Origin of the sequence: Auraticoccus monumenti (assembly GCF_900101785.1) — a bacterium.
GTDB lineage: Bacteria > Actinomycetota > Actinomycetes > Propionibacteriales > Propionibacteriaceae > Auraticoccus > Auraticoccus monumenti.
In genome coordinates this window covers 1,772,610-1,793,939 of record NZ_LT629688.1, presented here as the reverse complement: position 1 = coordinate 1,793,939, position 21,330 = coordinate 1,772,610, and the positions used below count along the sequence as shown (strand labels likewise).

Annotated in this window: 25 protein-coding genes; 9 read left to right on the top strand and 16 right to left on the bottom strand. The window is 73.5% G+C overall.

Annotated features, from left to right (window positions below; genetic code table 11):
* The first annotated feature begins 29 nt into the window (after positions 1-29).
* The 3 genes from BLT52_RS08300 (at position 30) to BLT52_RS08290 (ending at position 1,650) form a co-directional block, all read left to right on the top strand.
* Positions 30-644, top strand: coding sequence for a superoxide dismutase (locus BLT52_RS08300; protein WP_090592313.1), 615 nt, complete (start codon positions 30-32; stop codon positions 642-644).
* 67 nt (positions 645-711) lie between these two features.
* Positions 712-1,215: a metallophosphoesterase family protein gene (locus BLT52_RS08295; RefSeq protein ID WP_090592310.1), complete on the top strand. Its 504-nt coding sequence runs from the start codon at positions 712-714 to the stop codon at positions 1,213-1,215.
* Positions 1,216-1,278: 63 nt separating this feature from the next.
* Positions 1,279-1,650 carry a TraR/DksA family transcriptional regulator gene (locus BLT52_RS08290; protein ID WP_197679254.1) on the top strand — a complete coding sequence of 124 codons (372 nt, stop codon included), beginning with the start codon at positions 1,279-1,281 and terminating at the stop codon, positions 1,648-1,650.
* A gap of 80 nt (positions 1,651-1,730) precedes the next feature.
* Here BLT52_RS08290 and BLT52_RS08285 read toward each other — a convergent pair whose 3' ends face one another.
* From BLT52_RS08285 to BLT52_RS08245, 9 genes are all read right to left on the bottom strand, one after another.
* Positions 1,731-2,810, bottom strand: coding sequence for a glycosyltransferase (locus BLT52_RS08285; protein WP_090596485.1), 1,080 nt, complete (start codon positions 2,808-2,810; stop codon positions 1,731-1,733).
* Between the two features lie 161 nt (positions 2,811-2,971).
* Complete coding sequence (gene rplQ / locus BLT52_RS08280; protein ID WP_090592308.1) at positions 2,972-3,598, bottom strand: 50S ribosomal protein L17; 627 nt, start codon at positions 3,596-3,598, stop codon at positions 2,972-2,974.
* Between the two features lie 61 nt (positions 3,599-3,659).
* Positions 3,660-4,682, bottom strand: coding sequence for a DNA-directed RNA polymerase subunit alpha (locus BLT52_RS08275; RefSeq protein WP_090592306.1), 1,023 nt, complete (start codon positions 4,680-4,682; stop codon positions 3,660-3,662).
* A 130-nt stretch (positions 4,683-4,812) separates the two neighbouring features.
* Entirely contained in the window at positions 4,813-5,418 is a 606-nt protein-coding gene (gene rpsD, locus BLT52_RS08270) for a 30S ribosomal protein S4 (RefSeq protein ID WP_090592303.1), read from the bottom strand.
* A gap of 28 nt (positions 5,419-5,446) precedes the next feature.
* Positions 5,447-5,851 (bottom strand): 30S ribosomal protein S11, encoded by a 405-nt coding sequence (rpsK, locus tag BLT52_RS08265; protein WP_090592301.1) that lies wholly within the window; start codon positions 5,849-5,851, stop codon positions 5,447-5,449.
* 96 nt (positions 5,852-5,947) lie between these two features.
* The gene (gene rpsM / locus BLT52_RS08260; protein ID WP_090592299.1) at positions 5,948-6,322 is read right to left on the bottom strand and encodes a 30S ribosomal protein S13; all 375 of its coding nucleotides are present in this window, start codon (positions 6,320-6,322) and stop codon (positions 5,948-5,950) included.
* 246 nt (positions 6,323-6,568) lie between these two features.
* Positions 6,569-6,682 (bottom strand): 50S ribosomal protein L36, encoded by a 114-nt coding sequence (gene rpmJ / locus BLT52_RS08255; RefSeq protein ID WP_020490683.1) that lies wholly within the window; start codon positions 6,680-6,682, stop codon positions 6,569-6,571.
* A gap of 94 nt (positions 6,683-6,776) precedes the next feature.
* Entirely contained in the window at positions 6,777-6,998 is a 222-nt protein-coding gene (gene infA / locus BLT52_RS08250) for a translation initiation factor IF-1 (RefSeq protein WP_090592297.1), read from the bottom strand.
* A 145-nt stretch (positions 6,999-7,143) separates the two neighbouring features.
* A complete protein-coding gene (locus BLT52_RS08245; protein WP_090592295.1) occupies positions 7,144-8,025 on the bottom strand; it encodes a GTP-binding protein LepA in 882 nt (293 codons plus the stop codon).
* A gap of 143 nt (positions 8,026-8,168) precedes the next feature.
* Between BLT52_RS08245 and BLT52_RS08240 the strand changes: the two genes are divergently transcribed.
* Positions 8,169-8,594, top strand: coding sequence for a DUF6314 family protein (locus BLT52_RS08240; protein WP_090592292.1), 426 nt, complete (start codon positions 8,169-8,171; stop codon positions 8,592-8,594).
* A 35-nt stretch (positions 8,595-8,629) separates the two neighbouring features.
* On the opposite strand, the gene BLT52_RS08235 is transcribed toward BLT52_RS08240, so the two are convergent.
* Positions 8,630-8,998 carry a DUF1707 SHOCT-like domain-containing protein gene (locus BLT52_RS08235; protein WP_157677032.1) on the bottom strand — a complete coding sequence of 123 codons (369 nt, stop codon included), beginning with the start codon at positions 8,996-8,998 and terminating at the stop codon, positions 8,630-8,632.
* A gap of 55 nt (positions 8,999-9,053) precedes the next feature.
* On the bottom strand, positions 9,054-10,367 hold the full coding sequence (locus BLT52_RS08230; RefSeq protein WP_172804013.1) for a carboxylate--amine ligase: 1,314 nt from the start codon (positions 10,365-10,367) through the stop codon (positions 9,054-9,056).
* 97 nt (positions 10,368-10,464) lie between these two features.
* Between BLT52_RS08230 and murJ the strand changes: the two genes are divergently transcribed.
* Positions 10,465-12,042: a murein biosynthesis integral membrane protein MurJ gene (gene murJ, locus BLT52_RS08225; RefSeq protein WP_090592285.1), complete on the top strand. Its 1,578-nt coding sequence runs from the start codon at positions 10,465-10,467 to the stop codon at positions 12,040-12,042.
* A gap of 32 nt (positions 12,043-12,074) precedes the next feature.
* Entirely contained in the window at positions 12,075-12,530 is a 456-nt protein-coding gene (locus BLT52_RS08220; protein ID WP_090592283.1) for a DUF3817 domain-containing protein, read from the top strand.
* Here BLT52_RS08220 and BLT52_RS08215 read toward each other — a convergent pair.
* Complete coding sequence (locus BLT52_RS08215; protein WP_231946557.1) at positions 12,523-14,664, bottom strand: prolyl oligopeptidase family serine peptidase; 2,142 nt, start codon at positions 14,662-14,664, stop codon at positions 12,523-12,525. The two genes, BLT52_RS08220 and BLT52_RS08215, sit on opposite strands and share 8 nt — an antisense overlap.
* A gap of 71 nt (positions 14,665-14,735) precedes the next feature.
* Here BLT52_RS08215 and BLT52_RS08210 point away from each other — a divergent pair, with 71 nt between their 5' ends.
* Complete coding sequence (locus tag BLT52_RS08210; RefSeq protein ID WP_090596482.1) at positions 14,736-15,659, top strand: NADP-dependent oxidoreductase; 924 nt, start codon at positions 14,736-14,738, stop codon at positions 15,657-15,659.
* Positions 15,660-15,667: 8 nt separating this feature from the next.
* Here BLT52_RS08210 and BLT52_RS08205 read toward each other — a convergent pair whose 3' ends face one another.
* Positions 15,668-16,552, bottom strand: a complete 885-nt coding sequence (locus tag BLT52_RS08205) for an NAD(P)H-binding protein (RefSeq protein ID WP_090592281.1) — start codon at positions 16,550-16,552, stop codon at positions 15,668-15,670.
* Positions 16,553-16,736: 184 nt separating this feature from the next.
* Between BLT52_RS08205 and BLT52_RS08200 the strand changes: the two genes are divergently transcribed.
* Positions 16,737-17,264: a peptidase gene (locus tag BLT52_RS08200; RefSeq protein WP_090596480.1), complete on the top strand. Its 528-nt coding sequence runs from the start codon at positions 16,737-16,739 to the stop codon at positions 17,262-17,264.
* A gap of 45 nt (positions 17,265-17,309) precedes the next feature.
* Here BLT52_RS08200 and BLT52_RS21670 read toward each other — a convergent pair whose 3' ends face one another.
* Both BLT52_RS21670 and BLT52_RS08190 read right to left on the bottom strand, forming a co-directional pair.
* Positions 17,310-18,923: a phytoene desaturase family protein gene (locus BLT52_RS21670; protein ID WP_090592279.1), complete on the bottom strand. Its 1,614-nt coding sequence runs from the start codon at positions 18,921-18,923 to the stop codon at positions 17,310-17,312.
* Positions 18,920-19,354: an SRPBCC family protein gene (locus BLT52_RS08190; RefSeq protein ID WP_090592277.1), complete on the bottom strand. Its 435-nt coding sequence runs from the start codon at positions 19,352-19,354 to the stop codon at positions 18,920-18,922. The genes BLT52_RS21670 and BLT52_RS08190 overlap by 4 nt, the downstream gene beginning before the upstream one ends.
* Before the next feature lie 115 nt (positions 19,355-19,469).
* Between BLT52_RS08190 and BLT52_RS08185 the strand changes: the two genes are divergently transcribed.
* On the top strand, positions 19,470-20,246 hold the full coding sequence (locus BLT52_RS08185) for an SDR family NAD(P)-dependent oxidoreductase (protein WP_090592275.1): 777 nt from the start codon (positions 19,470-19,472) through the stop codon (positions 20,244-20,246).
* Positions 20,247-20,295: 49 nt separating this feature from the next.
* Here the strand turns inward: BLT52_RS08185 and BLT52_RS08180 are convergent, their stop codons facing one another.
* Entirely contained in the window at positions 20,296-21,321 is a 1,026-nt protein-coding gene (locus BLT52_RS08180) for a LacI family DNA-binding transcriptional regulator (RefSeq protein ID WP_090592272.1), read from the bottom strand.
* Positions 21,322-21,330 lie beyond the last annotated feature (9 nt).

The window sequence follows — 21,330 nt, the reverse complement described above, 5'->3', positions numbered from 1 at the left end:
GAACACGTCCCCGATCCAGGAGGAACCTCATGGGGGTCTACACCCTGCCCGACCTGCCCTACGACTACAGCGCGCTCGCGCCGCACATCGCGCCCGAGATCATGGAGCTGCACCACAGCAAGCACCACGCCACCTACGTGGGCGGCGCCAACACCGCCCTGGAGAAGATGGAGGAGGCGCGCGCGAACGGCGACTTCGCCAACATCAACAAGCTGGAGAAGGACCTCGCCTTCAACCTCGGCGGCCACGTCAACCACTCGGTCTTCTGGAAGAACATGTCGCCTGACGGCGGCGGCGAGCCCGACGGCGAGCTGGGCGCGGCGATCACCGAGTTCTTCGGCGGCTTCGACGGCTTCAAGGCCCAGTTCGCGGCCAACGCCGCCGGCATCCAGGGCTCCGGCTGGTCGGTGCTGGCCTGGGACGTCCTCGGCCAGCGCCTGAACGTGCTGCAGCTGTTCGACCAGCAGGGCAACGTCCCGCTCGGTCAGGTGCCGGTGCTGCAGCTCGACATGTGGGAGCACGCCTTCTACCTGCAGTACAAGAACGTCAAGGCCGACTACGTCACCGCCTGGTGGAACGTGGTCAACTGGTCCGACGTGACCGAGCGCTTCACCCGCGCCCGGAGCACCGTCGGTCTGGTCTGACGAGACGCACCCGACGAGGGCCGCACCCCACCGGGGTGCGGCCCTCGCCGCTACCCGGAGGTCCTTGATGAGCACCCGGCTGCTGCTGCTGGCCGACACCCACGTCCCCCGGCGCGCCCGCGTCCTCCCCGAGCAGGTCTGGCGGGCTGTCGACGAGGTCGACGTGGTGCTGCACGCCGGGGACTGGGTAGACCCGGCCACCCTGGACGCGCTGCAGGAGCGCGCCCGGCGGGTGGTCGGGGTGTGGGGCAACAACGACGGCCCCGGGCTGCGGTCGCGGTTGCCGGAGGTGGCCCGTCTCGAGCTGGAGGGGGTGCGCCTGGCGATGACGCACGAGACCGGCGCCGCCCGGGGCCGGGAGGAGCGCTGCCAGGCGGCCTTCCCCGACACCGACGTGCTGGTCTTCGGCCACAGCCACATCCCGTGGGACACCACCACCGCCGGTGGGCTCCGGCTGCTCAACCCCGGCTCCCCCACCGACCGGCGGCGCCAGCCCGTCTGCACGATGATGACGGCCACGGCCACCGACGGCGTCCTCACCGACGTCACCCTCGTCCCGGTGCAGCGCTGACCCCGCGCGGCCACCCGGACCCCGCTCACGCCGGCCCTGGGAGGGGGGAGGCACGATGAGCAGGTGACCAGCGCAGATGACGACCTCGTCGTGCTCGTCGAGGAACGGCTCCGCGAGCTCGAGGCGCAACGGGCCTCGCTCCGGTCCGACGTCGAGCAGATGCGGGTCTCCCGCAGCCTCGACTTCACCGACGACGAGCACGACCCCGAAGGCTCCACCGTCTCCCTGGACCACGCCCGGGACCGCGCCCTGCTCGCGGCGACCGAGCAGACGCTGGCTGAGCTCGTGGCGGCCCGGGAGCGTCTGGCCGCGGGCTCGTTCGGACGGTGCGAGGGGTGCGGGGAGGCGATCCCCGAGGAACGGCTCCGGGCCCGGCCAGAGGCGCGGTACTGCATCTCGTGCGCCTCGAGGCAGGCCGGGCCGCGTCGCCGCTGACAGAGGTGCAGGCCCACCGCGAGTTCTTAGCAGCCGCCGACGTCCGGCAGGAGCGGCGGCGCGGGACGGCCAGAAAAGGCTCAGGAGGCCAGGCGGCGGCGCAGCGGCCGGTGCGGCACCTCGTCGGCGAGGCGACCGTGCAGGGCCAGCATCCGGTCCACGGTGGTGGCCCAGTCGTAGCGCTCGGCCCGGCGCCGGGCCGCCTGCCGGAGCTCGTCCTGGGGTCGTGCGGCCAAGCGCTGGACCGCGTCGGCCAACCGCTCGGCCGTCGGCTCGCCCCACTCGCCGCAGGTCGCGTCCACCAGCTCGCGGGCCCCGCCGCGGTCGGAGGTGACCACCGGGACCCCGGCGGCCAGGGCCTCCAGCACCGCCAGCCCGAAGGTCTCCACCGGGCAGACCGAGAGCGAGATGTCGGCCTCCGCGGCGCGCCGGGCGATCTCGGTCCGGGAGCCGACGTAGCCGTGGAAGACGACCGGGGCGTCCCCGGCGATCTCGCGCAGCTCGTCGGCGTGCGGGCCGGTGCCGTAGACGTCCAGGCGGACCGGCAGCCCGCGCCGGTGCAGCTCCACGGCGGTGGCCACAGCCAGGTGGGGGCTCTTCTCCCGGGAGAGCCGGCCGATGTAGACCAGCTTGAGCACCCCGTCGTCGACCGGGGACCCGGCCTCGGGGGTGAAGGTCTCCAGGTCGACCCCCAGCGGCACCCGGACCAGCGAGGCACCGGTGGGCGCCCACTCGTCGGCGGCGTAGGCCGAGGTCACCACCACGGCGTCGAAGGCCTTGGCCAGCCGGCCGTTGAGCGTCGTCACCCCCGGCACCCGCGCCGACGGCCGCTTGAGGAACAGCGAGAGCTGGGCGTCCAGCCGCTCGTGGCTGAACAGCACCGAGCCGATCCCCCGGCGACCGGCCCACCGGGCCACCGGTGAGAGGGTCCACTTGTCGGAGACCTCGACGGTGGTGGGGCGGAACTGGTCCAGCACGTCCAGCGCCCGCCAGGGCTGGGCGATCATCCGGTACCCGCCGGCCAGCCGGGGAGCGCGCACCCGCACCACGATGCCGGAGTCGGTCTCCTCCACCTCGTCGTTGCGACCGGGCACCACCAGGATGCGCTCAGCACCGGCGGCGGTGTAGCCGCGACCCAGGTGGTCCACCGCTGTCCGCATGCCGCCCGACACCGGCCCGACGAAGTTGGCCAGCTGGGCGATCCGGAGCCTGCTGTGATCGGTCACTGCTCTCCCTGACGTGGTGGACCTTCGCCCCGGACGCGGACGCGGTGCCCATCGGGGACGATGGGCACCGCGTCGGGTCGGGTCATGTGGACCGCTCAGGCGTCCTTGGACTCCTGGGGCGTCCCCTCGTCGGAGGCCGGGGCCTCGGCCTCGCGCTCCTCGACGACGTCCTCGGAGGCCGAGCCACCGGTGGTCAGGTCGTCACCCTCGGGCTGCAGCGCCTCGGCCGGGGCCTCGGTGCTCACCTCGCCACCCTGGGTGTCGGCCGGGGTCACCTCGCCCGGGTCCTCCTCGGTCGCGCCGGTGGAGGCCACCGGGGCGGCCGTGGCCGCGGGAGCCGCAGCCACCCGGGTCGAGGCCTTGACGGCCTCGGTGATGATCTCGATCACGGCCATCGGGGCGTTGTCGCCCTTGCGGGGCCCGACCTTGGTGATCCGGGTGTAGCCGCCGTCACGACCGGCGACCGCCGGGGCGATCTCGGCGAACAGCTGGTGCAGGACCGACTTGTCGCGGATGTGCGTGGCCGCCAGACGACGGGCGTGCAGGTCGCCGCGCTTGGCCTTGGTGATCAGCTTCTCCGCCAGCGGACGGACGCGCTTGGCGCGGGTCTCGGTGGTGGTGATCCGGCCGTGCTCGAACAGCTGGCTGGCCAGGTTGTCGAGGATGATCCGCTCGTGGGCCGGGCTGCCGCCCAGGCGGGGGCCCTTGGTGGGTGTGGGCATGTCTCAGTTCTCCAATGCGTGAGGCGAGTAGTCGGTACTGCTCGGCGTCGACGTCAGTACGTCAGTACTGCTCGGTCTCGGCGTAGTCGACGTCGTCCTCGGCGGTCTCGTCGAAGCGGCCGACGGCGGTCAGCGGGTCGAAGCCGGGGGCGCTGTCCTTGAGCGACAGACCCATCTCGGCCAGCTTCTCCTTCACCTCGTCGATCGACTTGGAGCCGAAGTTGCGGATGTCCAGCAGGTCCTGCTCGCTGCGCGAGACCAGCTCGCTGACCGTGTGGATGCCCTCGCGCTTCAGGCAGTTGTAGGAGCGGACGCTGAGGTTCAGGTCCTCCACCGGCAGCGCCAGGTCGGCGGCCAGCTGCTCGTCCACCGGCGACGGGCCGATCTCGATGCCCTCGGCCTCGACGTTCAGCTCGTGCGCCAGACCGAACAGCTCGACCAGGGTGCGGCCGGCCGAGGCGACGGCGTCACGCGGGGTGATGGCCTGCTTGGTCTCGACGTCGACCACGAGGCGGTCGAAGTCGGTGCGCTGCTCGACGCGGGTGGCCTCGACCTTGTAGGTCACCTTGAGCACCGGGGAGTAGATCGAGTCGACCGGGATGCGGCCGATCTCGGCGTCGATGTTCTTGTTCTGCACCGCGGAGACGTAGCCACGGCCGCGCTCGACCACGAGCTCCATCTCGAGCTTGCCGTTGTCGTTCAGGGTGGCCAGGTGCAGGTCGGGGTTGTGCACCTCGACACCGGTCGGCGGGGCGATGTCCGCGGCGGTCACGGCACCGGCACCGGCCTTGCGCAGGTACATGGTGACGGGCTCGTCCTCCTCCGAGGAGACCACCAGACCCTTGAGGTTCAGGATGATCTCGGTGACGTCCTCGACGACGCCCTCGATGGTGGAGTACTCGTGCAGGTTGCCGTCGATCTTGATGCTCGTCACGGCCGCGCCCGGGATGGAGGACAGCAGGGTGCGACGCAGCGAGTTGCCGAGGGTGTAGCCGAAACCGGGCTCGAGGGGCTCGATCACGAACCGCGAGCGGTAGTCGGAGACGACCTCTTCGGAGAGGGTGGGGCGCTGTGCGATCAGCATGTTCGGGTTCCTTCCCCACGTCGACCACTATTTGAGGACGTGGTACCGCCCGTGCATCCGGCACGGGCGGGGTGCCCCCGAAGGGGCGAGGAGGGACGGCGGGCCCTCGGGAGGGCCCGCCGTCACGTGCTCACTTGGAGTAGAGCTCCACGATCAGCTGCTCCTGGACGTCGACGGTGATCTGCTGACGCGTCGGGAGCGAGTGGATCAGGACGCGCATCCGGTTGGGACGGGCGTCCATCCAGGCCGGGACCTCGCGCTCGCCGTGGGTCTCACGAGCCACGACCAGCGGGTGCAGGTTGAGCGACTTCTCCCGGACGTCGACGACGTCGTGGGCGCTCACCCGGTAGGAGGGGATGTTCACCTTCTGGCCGTTGACCAGGAAGTGGCCGTGGACGACCAGCTGGCGGGCCTGGCGGCGGGTGTTGGCGAAGCCGGCGCGGTAGATCACGTTGTCCAGACGGGACTCGAGGATCTGCAGCAGGATGTCACCGGTCTTGCCGGCCTGCCGGTTGGCCTCCGCGTAGTAGCGACGGAACTGCTTCTCCATCACGCCGTAGGAGAAGCGGGCCTTCTGCTTCTCACGCAGCTGCAGCGAGTACTCGGAGTCCTTGGTGCGGCCTCGGCCGTGGACACCCGGGGGGTAGGGGCGGCGCTCGAACGCCTTGTCGTTGCCGACCAGGTCGGTCCCGAGTCGACGGGACTTCTTGGTCATGGGGCCGGTGTAACGGGCCATCGTTAGTCCTCTGCTTCTTCTCGGGCCGTCAGATGCGGCGGCGCTTGGGCGGGCGGCAGCCGTTGTGCGGCACCGGGGTGACGTCGGAGATGGCCCCGACCTCCAGCCCGACGGCACCGAGGGAACGGATGGCGGTCTCACGGCCCGGGCCGGGGCCCTTGACGAAGACCTCGACGCGCTTCATGCCGTGCTCCATCGCCCGGCGCCCGGCGGACTCGGCCACCATCTGCGCCGCGAACGGGGTCGACTTGCGGGAGCCCTTGAAGCCCACCGTGCCCGAGGAGGCCCAGGCGATGACGGCGCCGGTCGGGTCGGTGATGGTCACGATGGTGTTGTTGAACGAGCTCTTGATGTGAGCGTGGCCTGCGACCACGTTCTTCTTCTCCTTGCGGCGCACCTTCTTGGCGCCGGCGTTACGGCCTGCTGTAGCCATGTGTTCTGGTCTCTCCTGGAGTTCGCTGGGTGTCTCGCGTCCGGACCGCTGTGCCGCGGCGCCCGCAGGTGCGGGGCGCGGCGCCCGTCAAGGGCGTCAGCGGGTCTTCTTCTTGCCGGCGACGGCCTTGCGCTTGCCCTTGCGCTGACGCGCGTTGGTGCGGGTGCGCTGACCGCGGACGGGGAGCCCGCTGCGGTGACGTCGGCCCTGGTAGGAACCGATCTCGACCTTGCGGCGGATGTCGGCGGCCACCTCGCGGCGCAGGTCACCCTCGACCTGGTAGCTCGCCTCGATGTGGTCGCGGAGGGCGACCAGCTGGTCGTCGCTCAGCTCGTGGACGCGGAGGTCACCACTGATCTGCGTGGCCTCCAGGGTCTCCAGCGCGCGGGTGCGCCCCACGCCGAAGATGTAGGTGAGTGCGACCTCGAGGCGCTTGTCGCGCGGGAGGTCCACACCGATGAGACGTGCCATGACGGCGTTCCCTTTCAGTTCCGGTCCCGGCCCGGGTGGGCCGATCGAGTTTCCAGCTCTGGAGACCGCGAAGGTGTCTGGCGTGACGCGTCCCCTCGCTCCGTGCGGAGCCGGGGCCTCGGCCTTCGTCCGAGGGTGGACCCGGTGCGTTCACCGGGGTGCGTCCACGCTGTTGGTCGTCGCCCACCGGGGTGGGCCCCGCCTGGCGGCGGGTGGTGCTCGCTGCGCCGTGGCGGCAGCCTCAGGTCAGCCCTGACGCTGCTTGTGCCGCGGGTTGTCGCAGATCACCATCACGCGACCGTGCCGGCGGATGACCTTGCACTTGTCGCAGATTCTCTTGACGCTCGGCTGAACCTTCATCGAGCTGCTTTCTTGGTCGAGGCCGTGGTCGACCCCCGTCGGAGGACGGAGGAGGGCCGGGCGGCCTGTGGTGGACGGTGCGAGACCTGCTCGATCACTTGTGCCGGTAGACGATCCGGCCACGATCGAGGTCGTAGGGCGAGAGCTCGACGACGACCCGGTCGCTCTTGAGGATGCGGATGTAGTGCTGCCGCATCTTGCCGCTGATGGTGGCCAGGACGGTGTGACCGTTGGCCAGCTCCACGCGGAACATCGCGTTGGGGAGCGCGTCGACGACAGTGCCCTCGAGCTCGAGTGCGCCTTCCTTCTTCGCCATTACCTCTCGAAATCCTCCGCAGCTGTCCAGCTCTCGCCGGTGCCCTGCGGATCGTGGTGGATGTGGTGGCCTCCCGGCACGGGTGACCGACGATGCAGCCTACGCCATCACCGCGGCAGCACCCAAATCCCGGCGACGGGGACGATCAGCTGGTCGCGCGGGCCCCGAGGCCCTTCTCGGCGTAGAGCTCAACGGACTCCCGGAGCGCGCGCATCACGTACTGCGGGAACTCCATCCCCTGGTGGTGGGCCCACAGCAGCTTGGCCTCCAGCCGGCCGATCTCGCGGGCGTAGTCGTGCAGGTCCTGGTCGTAGCCCAGGGCGTTCATCACGCCGCCCATCTGCATCTTGTAGCGCTCCATCGCGTTGGTACCGACCAGGTTGTAGCTGATGCCGCGCAGCTGGCGCGCCAGGTACAGCTGCCACGGCTTCATCCGACCGCTCTGCACCAGGGCCGTCGCCGACATCTTGTAGAAGGCGAAGTGGCCCGGCTCCTGCTGCTTGATCGGGCCGATGATGGTCTTGGAGATGGCGTCCTCCCCCATCTGGTTGAGGCCCTTGGTGAAGGTGTTGTAGGCCAGCACGGCCTGGCGCTCGGTGCTCGCGCCGGTGAGGTAGTACAGCAGCCGGGTGATGTCCTGGATCGGGCGGAGGTGGCTGAGCGCCCCGAGGATCTTCATCTTGACCGACACCTCGAGCACCGGCTCGGCCGGCGGCTGGCCGAGGTCGGTCTGCAGCCGGTCCAGGATCAGGCCGTGCTGGATCTCCTGGGGCTGCCAGACGTCGGCGTAGAAGACCCGGTCGACCTCCGTCACGTCGGGCAGCAGCACCAGCAGCTCGAGCACGTTGCGGTCCACCTCGAGCTCGACGCGGGCGAGGTAGTCCAGGACGTGGCCGAAGCGCTGGCTGACGAGGCGGGGGTTCTTCACGGTGCGGTCGACCGAGGAGAGGGCGATCGGCGGGTACAGGTCACCCAGGCGCAGGACGTGGTCCATGATCTTCTGCTGGGTGATGACTTGGCCGGGCACGACGTCGATCGTAGTCGAGCGAAATGGCCGGAAGAACGTCGATCCGAAACGTCTTTGTCGCGTTAATCACCGCGTTCCCACCCATCCGTCGGGGCCCGGGCTACGGCACCAGGAGACGGTCCCACCGTGGCAGGATCGCCCGCGTGGACGACACCCGACCCGGCCCGGAGCCGACCGAGCTGGTCGGGCGCTGGCACCTGGAGCGCACCGTGCAGGACCGTCGCCACGGCCGGTCCGGCACCGTCACCGGCACCCTGCGCATCGAGCCCGGTCCCGACGGCCTGGTCTGGGCCGAGTCCGGTCTCCTGGTCTGGCAGGGCCGGACGGTACCGGTGCACCGAACGCTACAGGTCCGTCCCGCCGGCCGGGGGTGGGAGGTGACCTTCGAGGACGGGCGTCCCTTCCACCCGTGGGTACCGGGGACGTGGGTGGACCACCTCTGCGGGGCCGACCACTACCGCGGGCTGGTCGAGGTCGGCCCGGACCGGCGGCGCGTGGACGTCACCTGGGTGACCACCGGCCCGACCAAGGACGACGTGCTCCGCACCCGGCTGACCCGCACCCCCTGAGGACGTCCGGAGCGGTCAGCGCGACCGGGCGTCGCTCAGAGCAGGAGCAGCAGCACCAGCAGCACGGCCACGAGGATGCCGCCCGCCACCACCGCGGCGGCGACCCCGACCGCCATCCCGCCGGGGCGACGGCTCTCGCTGAGCTCGCCGGGGCGTCCCTGCTGGGAGACGATCGCCGGCTGGGCGTGGGTGGGGGCGGGCGCGAGCCCCTGCACCACCGGGACCAGCTCGCCCAGCGTGGTGGCGGCGAAGAGGGTGTCCATCCGGGCCCGGTAGTCGTCCTCGGCCAGGCTGCCGTCGGTGTAGGCGGTGTTCAGCCGGGCGTTGAGCTCGGTGCGCTCATCCTCGCTGACCGGCTCGTCGGGCCGGCTGCGGTACCTCGACGAGATCGGTAGCTGCTCCACCCTGCCCACCCTACGGTCGGAGGGGCCCGGCCCGCCCCGCACGCTCCAGGTCGGCTCAGCCCGCCTCGGGCAGGGCCGGGGTGAGCAGCTGGCCCGAGACGGCGTCGCCCGGCTCCTGACGGGAGCGCCAGCGTCCGATCGCCGTGGAGGCGACGACCACGGGGGTCGGGGCCGGACCCGGCACCCGGCGCCGCAGGTACTTTGCGGAGGACTGGGTCACCTCGAGCACGCCGGGCAGCGGGTCGCGCAGCGAGGCCACGGCGTGCACCTTCGGCCCCCGCACGGAGCCGACCCAGGCCCTCGGCGTCAGCTCCCCGCGCCGGGCCAGGCGCAGCGAGGCCAGCAGGTCGCGGCGGTCGTCGATCCAGCCGACCGCGCTGTCCCCCTGCAGCCGCCGGCCGGGCAGCGGCAGGCCCAGCACGTCGGCGTACATCGTCATCAGCAGCTCGACCCCGCCCGCCTCGGCCATCGCCGAGCGGCCCGTGGGTCGGCCGACGTTGGCCTCGATCAGCGACCAGCTGCCGTCACGCCGGTCCCGCTTGACCTCCAGGTAGGCCAGCCCGGTGAAGCCGGCGGCGCCGAACAGCTGGGTGGTCAGCTGCACCAGCCCCTCGTCGCGGACCGAGCGGGCCAGCGAGGCGGTGCCCACCCCGGCCGGCCACTGGCGGACCTTGCGGCTCACGTAGGTGGCCAGGGGGCGCGAGCGGGCGTCGAAGTAGGCGTTGCAGGTGTAGAGCTCCTCCTCACCACCCGGGACGAACTCCTGCACCACCAGGCGGTCCGACCACGGTGACAGCTCCTCCCACGCCGACAGCAGCGCCGCCGCGTCGGGGGCCCGACGGACCTTCTCGTTGGCCCCGGCCTTCCAGCGGGCGTCCTTGATGCTGGGCTTGACCACCAGCGGGAAGCGCAGGGTGGCTGCCGCGTGCTCGGCGTCGGCACGGGTGGTCAGCACGAGCGTCCGCGGCGTGGTGAGGCCGAGCTCGGCGGTGAACCGGGCGAAGCCCGCCTTGTCCGCCAGCATCACCATCGTCTCGTGCGGGGCCAGGCTCGTGCGGTAGGTGGGCGCCAGCTGCTCGCGGTGCTCGGAGACCAGCAGCGCCGCCTGGTCGGTGCAGGGCACCAGCACCGCTCCCGCGCCGAAGCGGGGGCGGATCCGCAACCGGTCCAGCAGCTGCAGGAACCCACCGCCGTGGATGTCGGCCTCGTGGACCTCGCGGCAGACCCGCGTGCGGGCGCCGAAGTGGTTGCGGTCGCTGGTGATCCCGACCACCGGCACGCCCCGTGCGGCCAGCAGCCGGGCGGTCTGCAGCCCCGCGACGGACCCCAGCCCGACGACGACGACCGGTATAGGCTGACCGCTGCTCACCGGCACCTCCGGACCTCCGCGCCGCCCGGTCGGGTGCGGCGCGCGTCCTCGGCGTCGTCGGTCGGCACGGCTTCATTAGACGACACAGGGGGCGGGTTTGGCCGGCAAGCGCGCCGTGTCGCGGGCCGCCGGCCTGCTGATGCTGCTGACCGTGGCGAGCCAGCTGCTCGGGCTGGTGCGCGACGCCGTCATCGCCGCGGTGTTCGGGGCCGCGGCCGCGCTCGACGCCTACCTGGTGGCCCTCGGGCTGATGAACCTGGTGTTCACCCTGGTCGCCACCGCGATGGCGCGGGCCGTGGTGCCCTCCCTCACCCGCGCCTTCGAGGCCGACGACTCCGCCCGGGCGAACCGGACCGTGCAGGTGGCCCTGACCAGCGCCGCCGTCGTGCTGGTGAGCGGGTCCGTGGTGATGTACGCGGCCGTGCCGGTGGTGGTGCGCGTGGTGGCGCCGGGCTTCGACCCGGGCACCGCGGAGACGGCCGTGCTCCTCACCCGGGTGCTGCTGGTGGCCACCGTGGTGGTCGCCACCAGCGACTTGCTGGCCGCCGCCGCCCAGGCCGACGGACGGTTCTTCTTCTCCGGTCTGGAGGGCATCGGGTTCAACCTGGTCATGATCGCGACCACGCTGCTGCTGGGTACCCGCCTCGGGGTGCCGGCGCTGGCGGTGGGCTTCGTGCTCGGCTCGGTGGTGCGGATGCTGCTGCAGCTCCCGCCGCTGAGGTCGATGGGCTGGCGGCTGAGGCCGCGGCTGCGCTGGACCGGTACCGACTTCCGCGAGGTCCTCCACCTGCTGCCCGCCCTGATGGTGACCTCGGCGGTGGTGAACGTGAACACCCTGGTCGACCGGGCCGTCGGGTCCGCCCAGGGCGAGGGCGTGATCACCGCCCTCACGTTCGGCTGGCGCGTGGTGACGCTGGCCAACACCGTCGTGGTGCTGACCGTGGCCGCCGCCGTCTTCCCCGCCTTCAGCGCCGCCACCGACCCGGAGCGGCGTGCCGAGCTGCGCGGGCTGGTGGACCGGGCGCTGCGGGTGGTGCTGTCCCTGCTGGTGCCGGTCACGACGGTGCTGGTGGTCGCCGCGGGCCCGATCATCGGGCTGGCCTTCGGCCGCGGGGCCTTCGACCAGGCCGACGTCGCCCTCACCGCGGTGGCCGTCACGGGGTACGCCCTCGGCGCCACGGTGCTCGGGCTGCGCACCATCGCCTCCCGGGCCTCGCTCGCTCTGGGCGACGCCCGCTCCACCCTGGTCACCTCGGTGGTCATCATGGTCACCAACGTGGCCGGGGACCTGACGCTCGGGGTGCGCTACGGGGTGATCGGGCTCTCGGTCTCCACCTCGGCGTCCCTGGCCCTGGGTGCGGTGGTGCTGCTCGTCCAGCTCTCCCGCCGACACCGGGCCGTCGACCTGCGCTCCCTCGGGTGGACCAGCCTCAGGCTGGCCGTGGCCGCGCTGCTGGCCGGCGGGACGGCGGCCTGGCTGGGTCTCGCGGAGCGGCTCGGCGGTGCGGACCCCTCGACGCCGTGGCAGCTCCTCGGTCTGCTGGCGAGCGCCGGCGTGGTCGCGGTGGTGTACCTGCTCGTGCTGTGGCTGCTGCGCAGCCCCGAGCTGGGCGACCTCACCGGGGTGCTGGCCGAGCGCCTGCGACGACGACGCCGACCGGACGCGACCCCGTAGGCTGCCGGGCCGTGAGCGAGAGAGGAGCCGGCATGAGCCCACGTCGTCTGCACCGGGGGGTGGCGGTCGCTGAGTCCCTGACCTGGGCTCTGCTGCTCCTGGGGATGGTGCTGAAGTACCTGACCCGCACCACCGACGTGGTGGTGAGCATCGGCGGCGGTCTGCACGGCTTCGTGTTCCTGACCTACCTGGTGACCACGGTGCTCGTCGCGGTGGACGGCCGCTGGCGGGCGGGCACCACGCTGCTTGGCCTCGGCTCGGCGGTGCTCCCCTTCGCCAGCATCCCCTTCGAGCGATGGGCCCGACGTCGCGACCTGGTCGGCGAGCGGTGGCGGTTGCCGGCCTCCCCACCGGGCGGACCGCTGGAACGGCTGGTCGGCGCGCTGCTGGCCCGCCCGCTGGTGTCGGCCGCGGTGACGCTGGTGGTGCTGGCGGTGGTGTTCGCCGTCCTGCTCGCGCTGGGCCCGCCCACCCGCTGGTTCAGCTGAGGGTCTCCCCCGGGCTCGGCGGCACCAGCCCGGTGTGGGCTGCGGCGAAGGCCAGCTGGTCGGCCCACTCGGCGGCCACCTTGGCCCGCGGGCGCCCGGCGCCGTGGCCGGCGTCGGTGTCCACCCGCGTCAGCACCGGGGCCCCGCCCGCCTGGGCCTCCTGCAGAGCGGCCACGAACTTGTGCGAGTGCAGCGGCACCACGCGGTCGTCGTGGTCGCCGGTGGTGACCAGGGTCGCCGGGTAGCGCGTCCCCGGCCGCACGTTGTGCAGCGGGGAGTAGCGGCGGAGCACCTCGAAGTCGTCGCGGTCGCCGGGGTCGCCGTAGTCGGAGCGCCAGGCGCCTCCGATGGTGAAGAGATGGAAGCGGAACATGTCCAGCACCCCCACCGAGGGCAGGGCGACCGCGGCCAGGTCGGGCCGCTGGGTCATCACCGCGCCGACCAGCAGACCGCCGTTGCTGCGGCCGTGGATGACCAGCTGACCGGGGCCGGTGGCGCCGGAGGCCAGCAGGTGCTCGCCCACGGCCACGAAGTCGTCGAAGACGTTCTGCTTGGCGCCCAGCCGGCCCTGCTCGTACCACTCCGTCCCGAACTCACCGCCCCCGCGCAGGTTCGCGATGGCCACCGCGCCGCCGGCGGCCAACCAGGCCGACCAGCCCGGCCGGTAGTCGGCGTGGACCGGGATCTTGAAGCCGCCGTAGCCCCACAGCAGGGTCGGACGCGGACCGTCGTCGCCACGGCGGCGCACCAGGAAGTAGGGCACCTCCGTGCCGTCGGCGCTGACCGCCCGCTCGCGGCTGGTGACCACGTCCAGCACGGGCAGCGCCGGGCCGTCGCCCTCCGGCGGGCCCGGCAGCGCCCGGACCGTGCCGTCCCCGCTGTCCACCCGCCAGCTCCGCACCGGCTCGGTCACCGTGGAGAGGCCGACGAAGCCCTCCGGTGAGGAGGGGTCGCCGTCCAGCGCCAGCACGGCCCCGCCCTGCACGTCCAGCCGCCCGCGCGGGGTGCCGTCGAGGTCGAACAGCTCCAGCACCGGGGAGGCGTCGACCAGCCGGCTGGTGAGCAGCCGCTCCCCCACCACGACCACCGCCTCCAGGGTCGCCCCGTCCTCGGCCAGCACCGGCTCCAGCCGGACGTCCGTCCCCGCACGGACGGCCGCCAGGTCGAGGGCCACGACGCGTCCGCGGGGGGCGTCGAGGTCGGTCTGCAGCAGCAGCCGGTCGGCCACCACCGCCACCGGCAGGTACTCGGCGTCGGCGTCGTCGAGCACCGTGACCGGCTCACCGAGGACCGACCCGTCCTCCGCGGCCTCGATCGGCCACAGCCAGACCCGGTTCACGTTCTCGGTCCCCCGGTACAGCGACATCACCAGCCAGCGGTCGTCGTCGCTGACCTCCACCGCCACCTGCTGGCGCTCCTCGCCGGGGTCGGTGTGCACCAGCTCGTCGGTGGACGGGTCGGTGCCGAGCCGGTGCCGCATCAGGTGCGCGCGGCCCACGTCGGAGGTCTCGGTCCCGGCGGACTCGGCCCGCCCGGCCTGCGGGTAGGCCACGTAGAGGTAGGAGCGGCCGTCGGGCAGCCAGACGGGTCGGGAGAACTTGGAGCTGACCGGCGGCTCGTCCAGGGGCTCGCCGTCGCGGGTGCTGACCCGGACCTCCTGCCAGTCCGAGCCGCCGAAGCTCACGGTCCAGGCGACCAGCGAGCCGTCCGGGCTGACCGAGAGGGACCCGACGGCGGCGGTCTGGCCGTCGCCCAGCGTGTTCGGGTCGACCAGCACGTGACCGCCGCGTGCCAGCTCCTCCAGGGAGTCCGCGGCGTACCAGACGTCCTGGGCCTGGGTCCCGTCGTTGCGGTTGACCAGGTAGAGGCCGTGGCTGCGCCGGGGCGTCCCCTGGGTCGGGCGGGACATCAGCGTGCTCATCGTCGCGGCGAACCAGTCCCGGTGCGGGAGCCGGCCCAGGGCCGCCGCCGTCGCCTCGTTCTGCCGGCGCACCCACTCCCGCGTCTCCGCGGAGTCGGGGTCCTCCAGCCAGCGGTACGGGTCCGGGACCAGCCGGCCGTGCAGCAGGTCGGCGGTCTCGTCGCGACGGGTCTCGGGGACGGCGGGGACGTCGGGGGTCATCGGGGCGGTCACGTGGCCGAATCTAGGGCCCGGCGGGGAACAGCCGTCGGCGAGGGCCGGTTGTCGCCACCATGACCGAGACGATGCGAGCAGTGACCTACGACCGCTTCGGGGGCCCGGAGGTGCTCCGGCTGACCGACGTCCCCGTCCCCGTCGTCGGGCCCGGTGAGGTCCGGATCCGGGTGCGCCGGGCGGCGGTGAACCCGGTGGACTGGAAGGTGATGGCCGGTGGCCTGACCGGGCTGATGCCCCACGTCTTCCCGATCGTCCCGGGCTGGGACGTGGCCGGCGTGGTCGAGGCGGTCGGGCCGGACACCCCCGAGCTCGCCGAGGGCGACGAGGTGCTCGCCTACGCCCGCAAGGACTGGGTCCAGGCCGGCACCTTCGCCGAGCAGGTCACCTTCAGCGTCCGCGGCGTCGCCCGCAAGCCCGCCTCCCTGAGCTGGGACGAGGCCGCCGGGCTGCCGCTGGCCGGGGGCACCGCGCTCCGCGTCCTGGACGCGCTGGGCGTGGCGGCCGGGAGGACGGTGCTGGTGCACGCTGCCGCCGGCGGGGTGGGCGCGCTGGCCACCCAGATCGCGGTGGCGCGCGGCGTCCGGGTCATCGGGACGGCCTCGGAGACCAACCACGACTTCCTCCGCGGTCTCGGGGCGGAGCCGGTGGTCTACGGCGACGGCCTGGCCGACCGGGTGCAGGCCCTCGCCCCCGAGGGGGTGGACGGCGTCGCGGACCTGGTCGGCGGGGTCCGGGAGCCCTCGCTGGACGTGCTCGCCGACGGTGGCCGACTGGTCTCGGTGGCCGACCCCGGGGTGCAGGAGCACGGCGGCCGGTGGGTCTGGGTCCGCCCGGACCGCGAGCAGCTGGCGCAGCTGACCGCGCTGACCGAGGCCGGCCGGCTCCGCGTCCCGGTGGCCGAGGTGGTCGACCTGGCTGAGGCCGCACGGGCCATGGAGCTCAGCCAGCAGGGACACACCCGCGGCAAGATCGTGATCCGCGTCTCCGACTGAGACTCCCCTCACCCCCGCGCGGGGTCCAGGACCGGGAGCAGCACGGCCGAGGCCCAGCCCCGCAGGGTGCTGGACGTGGTGCTGGTGACGTCGCGCGGGGTCTCGGGCACGAACCCCGAGGCCATCCCCCGGGCCATCCCGACGACCGCCTGCACCCGGGGCTCGGCGAACCCGAGGGCGCGGAGCTGCCCGGCGACGTCCTCCTCGTCGACCCGCTCGGCCCGGACCGGACGTCCCAGGGCAGCGGTCAGCACCTCCGCGGCCTGGGTGTGGGACAGGTCGTGCGGGCCGAGCACCGCCTGGACGACCGGCTGCGTCGGTGCCGGCGCCAGCAGCCGCAGCACGGCCACGGTGGCCACGTCGGCCGGGTCGACCCAGGCCAGCGGCAGGTCGAGCGGCATGGTGGTGGCCAGCACCCCGTCGGCGATCGCGGGCAGGTCCATCAGCAGGTTGGTGAAGAAGTAGCCGCACCTCAGCACGGTGAGCCCCGAGGTGGCCCGTGACAGCTCGTCCTCGGCCGCACCGAGCCCGTCGATCTCGCCGAAGCCGTGTCGGGCCTCGGCGCCCACGCTGCTCTGCAGCACCAGGTGGGCGATGCCGTTCTCACCGACCGCGCGGGCCGCCGTCCGCGCCAGCACCCGGTGCTGCTCGACGGGGTCCTCGGCGCCGGTGTCGGGCTGGATCCACAGCAGGGCGTCGAGACCGGCCGTGGCCCGGACGACCGCGTCGGGGTCCTGCAGGTCCAGCACCACCACGTCGCAGCGGGCGGCCAGGTCCTCGGGGAGGCGCCCGGGGTCCCGCAGCAGCAGACGCGGCCTCAGGCCCGCCTGCACCAGCAGGCGGGCGGCGACCGATCCGACGTTCCCGGTGGGTGTGGTGACGGCGACGTGCATGGTCCTGCTCCTCTCCAGGGAGCCCCCCGGCTCCTGCGGCCGACCCTGCCACCGGCCACCGACAGTTCCGGTCCCGCGCCGTGGCCCCGGGCGCGGTCGTCACCCAACCGCAACGCGGCGGTCCTTGCCCTGGCGCGGCCGGCGGCTGATCATGAGGTGACCAGCTCCGGTGGAGGAGGTCGTCATGGGTGGTCACCGCAACGCGATCGAGGTCGCGCCGCTGCAGTCCGAGGGCGTGCTCTCGGGGTTCCTGCTCAGCGGGAGGTGGCCCGACGACCTGGTGGAGTGGTCGAAGGTGCTGGCCCTGACCGTGCGGATGGCCGCCGTGCCGGGGCTGCTGCGCACCACCACCGTCTTCCGCGTGAGCGAGGAGTCCCTGGACGACCCCGCGCCGAGGGCGGTCGGGCTGGTCCTCGCCGAGGGGACGCTGGTCGGTCCCGACGCGCTGGAGCCCGGCTCCATCCACCCGCCGCAGCCGCTCGCGCTGCTGGTGCTGCACCCACCGGCGTCGACCGTCTCCAGCGTCCCCGACCACGAGGTGGCCTCCGGGTGCATCCTGCTGCCCGGTCTGCCCCACCTCGGTCTGGACCACCGCGCCAGCTGGGTCGAGGCCGACGTCGACGGCACGGTGACCCGGCTGGTCAACCGGGGCGAGCTCGACCCCTGGTCCGACGCGGACACCGCCGCGCTCTCGGTGCTGCTCGCGGCCTGACCCGCCGGGCCGTCGCCGCCGACCGGCAGGCGCCGGACGCGCGGCTCAGGGGCGGCGCGGGAGGCGGCCGGTGCGTGCGGCGGCCAGGGCCGCGCGGGCGGCGTTCTTCCCCGGCGCCCCGTGCACCCCGCCACCGGGGTGGGCCGAGGCGGAGGCCAGGAACAGCCCGGCCACCGGGGTCTCCGCGCGACCGAGACCGGGCACGGGGCGGAAGACGAGCTGCTGGTGCAGCTGGGCGGTGCCGCCGTTGATCGCCCCGCCGGCCAGGTTCTCGTCGGCGGCCTGCATCTCGTGCGGCCCGGTCACCCGGCGGCTGAGCACGCGGTCCCCGAAGCCGGGGGCCAGGGCCTCGATCCGCTGCTGCATCCGGTCGGCGAACCGCTCGTTGTCGTCGCGGTCCCAGCGACCCGTCACCCGCCCGGAGGGGCTGTCGGCGCCGGCGTCGGGGGCGTCGGCCCCGTCGGCGTGCGGCTGGGGGACGTGGGTGTAGGCCCAGGCCGCCTCGGTGCCCGCCGGCGAACGGGTCGGGTCGGCGGTGGTGGTCTGGCCCATCAGCAGGAACGGGTGCTCGGGGATGCTCCCGCTGGCCACCTGCCCCAGCGACTGGTTCATGTCGGCCAGCGAGCCGCCGACGTGCACCGTGCCCGGGGCGTGGGCCGGGGTCTCCCGCCACGGGACCGGGCCGTCCAGGGCCCAGTCCACCTTGACCGTGCCGGGGTCGAGCTGGAAGCGCTCCAGCGCCCGGTGGGTGCGCGCGGGGACGTCCCCCTCGTCCAGCAGCCGCCGGTACAGGGCGGGGGCGAGGACGTCGGCCAGCACGGCCCGGCCCACCGGCACCCGCTCCCCCTGCTCGGTGCGCACGGCGACCGCGCGGCCGTGCACCACCTCGACGTGCTCCACGCGGCTGGAGCAGCGCAGCTCACCGCCACGCGACTCCAGCCGCCGGACCAGGGCCCGCGTCAGCGCCCCGGCGCCCCCCTCGGGCACCGGGTAGCCCACGGTCTGGCCCAGCATGGTGAGCAGCAGCCCCATCAGCCCCGACCCGGCGGCGTCCAGCGGGACGTCGGTGTGGGCGGCGTTGCCGGCCAGCAGCAGCCCCGGTGAGTCACCGCCGAAGCGGCGGGCCAGGTCGGTGGCGGGGGTGAGCAGGGTCCGGACGAACTGGAGCCCCCCGACGCGCGGCAGCCGGGCCAGGAGGCCCAACCCGTGCCGCACCGGTGGGAACGGTGTGATCAGCGCCCGCACCAGCTGGTCGCCGACGGCGTCCCACTGCTCGCAGACCCGCAGCCACTCCGCGCCGTCGCCGCGGTGCTGCTCGTCCATCAGCGCCGCGGTCACCTGCCGGTCGGGGTGCAGCAGCGCCCAGCCGCCGTCGGGGCGGGGGTGACCGAGCACCGCGGGTGCCCGCCGCCAGACCAGCCCGTGGTCCTCCAGCTGCAGCCCCTGGATGGTCGGGGAGGCGGCGGCCAGCGGGTAGTAGGAGCTGAAGGTGTCGTGCACGAAACCGGGGTGGACGTCCTCGCTGCTGCGCACCGCTCCACCGGGCTCCGGCTGGGCCTCGAGCACCAGCACCGACCAGCCCGCGTCGACCAGCGCGTTGGCCGCCACCAGGCCGTTGGGACCCGCGCCGATCACGACGGCGTCGGGCGTGCTGCTCACGGTCGGCCCTGGGCGATCAGCGCGAGCCGGCGGAGGGTCTCGGTGTTGCGCAGGCCGATCGCCACGCTTCGCACCGGACGGGGGACGAGCACGCCCGGTCCGCGGACGGCGTCCTCGAGGATCTCGACCTCGGTGTGCGCCCCCTGCGGGTGCAGCAGGACGGTGACCTGCGCCTCCCCGGCCGGCCAGCCGCGGGCCCGCAGCACCAGCCGCCGGGGCGGGTCGGCCTCCAGCACCTCGCTGTGGTCGTCGATCATCAGCGGCCAGAGGCCTGCGCTGTGGTGGATGCGGCTGCCCACGGCCGGCCAGTCGGGCTCGACCTGCCGGATCCGGGCCGCTCCCACCACCCACGACGAGTAGAGCCAGCCGTCGGACAGCACGGACCAGACCTGGTCGGGGGAGGCCTCCACGAGGCGGGTGTTGCGGCTCACGGACCCAGTTCTACCCCGCCTGCGCGGCAGCCACGCCGACGGGGTGCCGATGTCGGTGGCAGCTGCCCGGAGCCCGGGGGCACCCGGCTGGTGGTCGTCGGGTAGGAAAGGGGGCATGAGCACACGACCCCTCGCCCTCGTCACCGGCAGCAGCACCGGCATCGGGCTGGAGATCGCCCGCGAGCTGGGGCGTCGCGGCCACGACCTGGTGCTGTGCGCCGACGAACCGCTGGACGAGGCGGTCAACCGGCTGGGACGCAGCGGTGTGGTCACCCACCCGGTGCATGCCGACCTGGGCACCGAGCAGGGGGTGCAGGAGCTGCTCGACGTCGTCGACGGGCTGGGCACACCGCTCGAGGTGGCCGCGCTCAACGTGGGCATCGGGCAGGGCGGGGCCTTCCTCGACTCCCCCGTGCAGGCCCACCTCGAGGTGGTGCGGGTCGACGTGGTCGGTACCGTCCAGCTCGCGCACGGCCTCCTCGCGGGCATGGTGCAGCGCGGCCGCGGCCGGGTGCTGGTCACGTCCTCGGTGGTGAGCGGGCTGCCCGGTCCCTACCAGGCCACCTACAACGCCTCGAAGTCCTTCGTGCAGTCCTTCACCGAGGCCCTGCAGACCGAGCTGGCCGACACCGGGGTGAGCGTGACGCTGCTGCGGCCGGGAGCCACCGAGAGCGCCTTCTGGCGGCGGTCCGGGCTGACCAGCTCGCTGCTCGGGCGGATGCCCAAGGACGACCCCGGGGCCACCGCCCGCGCCGGCGTCCAGGGGTTGTTCGAGGGGAAGCGGCAGGTGGTGCCGGCCACCCCCACCGGACGTCTGCTGGACGCCACCGCCGCGGTGGTCCCCTCCCGGGTCAAGGCGGCGCTGCAGGCCGTCATGTCCAGGCCCCGCTGAGCCCCCACCCGACCGCCCCCGCTGGTCGGGTGACCCGCCCCGGCGGGGCTCAGCCCGCCGTGCTGCGGCGGACCACCAGCTCGGTGCCCAGCACGGTCCGCTCCTCGACGTCCTCCCCGGCCAGCAGCCGCAGCAGGACCTGCGCCATCGTCGTGCCCATCTCGACCAGGGGCTGGTGCACCGTGGTCAGCGCCGGGTGGGCGGTGGCGGCGAAGCGGTCGTCGTCGAAGCCGACCACGGCCACGTCCTCCGGTACCCGGAGCCCCGCCGCGGCCAGCGCGGAGTAGGCGCCGATGGCCATCTGGTCGTTGGCGGCGAACACCCCGTCCAGCCGTGGCTCGCGCTGCAGCAGCCGCGCCATCGCCCCCGCCCCGGATCCCGGGGTGAAGTCCCCCAGCTCGACCAGGTCGTCGGGCAGGCCGTGCCGGGCCACCGCGCGGCGCCAGCCGTCCAGGCGGTCCAGCCCCGGCGGCATGTCCTGCGGGCCGGCGATGGTGGCCAGCCGGCGGCGTCCGCGGTCCACCAGGTGGTCGACGGCCATCTCGCTGGCGGCCACGTTGTCGACGTCCACCACGTGGCGCACGCCCTGCACCGGGACCAGCGGCCGACCGCCCATCACCACCGGCAGCCCACCGGTCAGCCCGAGGTAGGAGTGGTCGCCGACGTGGTGGGAGACCACCAGCGCGCCGTCCACGTTGCCGCTGAGCAGGAAGCGCCGGGTCTTGGCCGACTGCACCTCCGACTCGATCAGCAGGGTCATCGTGTACTCGGTGCCGGCCAGGCACAGGGCGACGCCCTGCACGATGGAGGCGAAGAACGGGTCGGCGAAGACCTTGGCGGTGGACTCCGGCATCACCAGCGCGACGGCCTGGGTGCGCCGGCTGACCAGCGACCGGGCAGCGCGGTTGGGCACGTACTCCAGGGCCTCGATGGCGCTCTGGACGGCGCTGACCACCTCGGGCGAGACCCGCGGCGAGCCGTTGACCACCCGGGACACGGTGGCCCGCGACACCCCGGCCCTGGCGGCGACCATCTCCAGCGTGGGCGCCCCCGCCACCGCGTCCTGGGTGCTCATCCGCCGCTC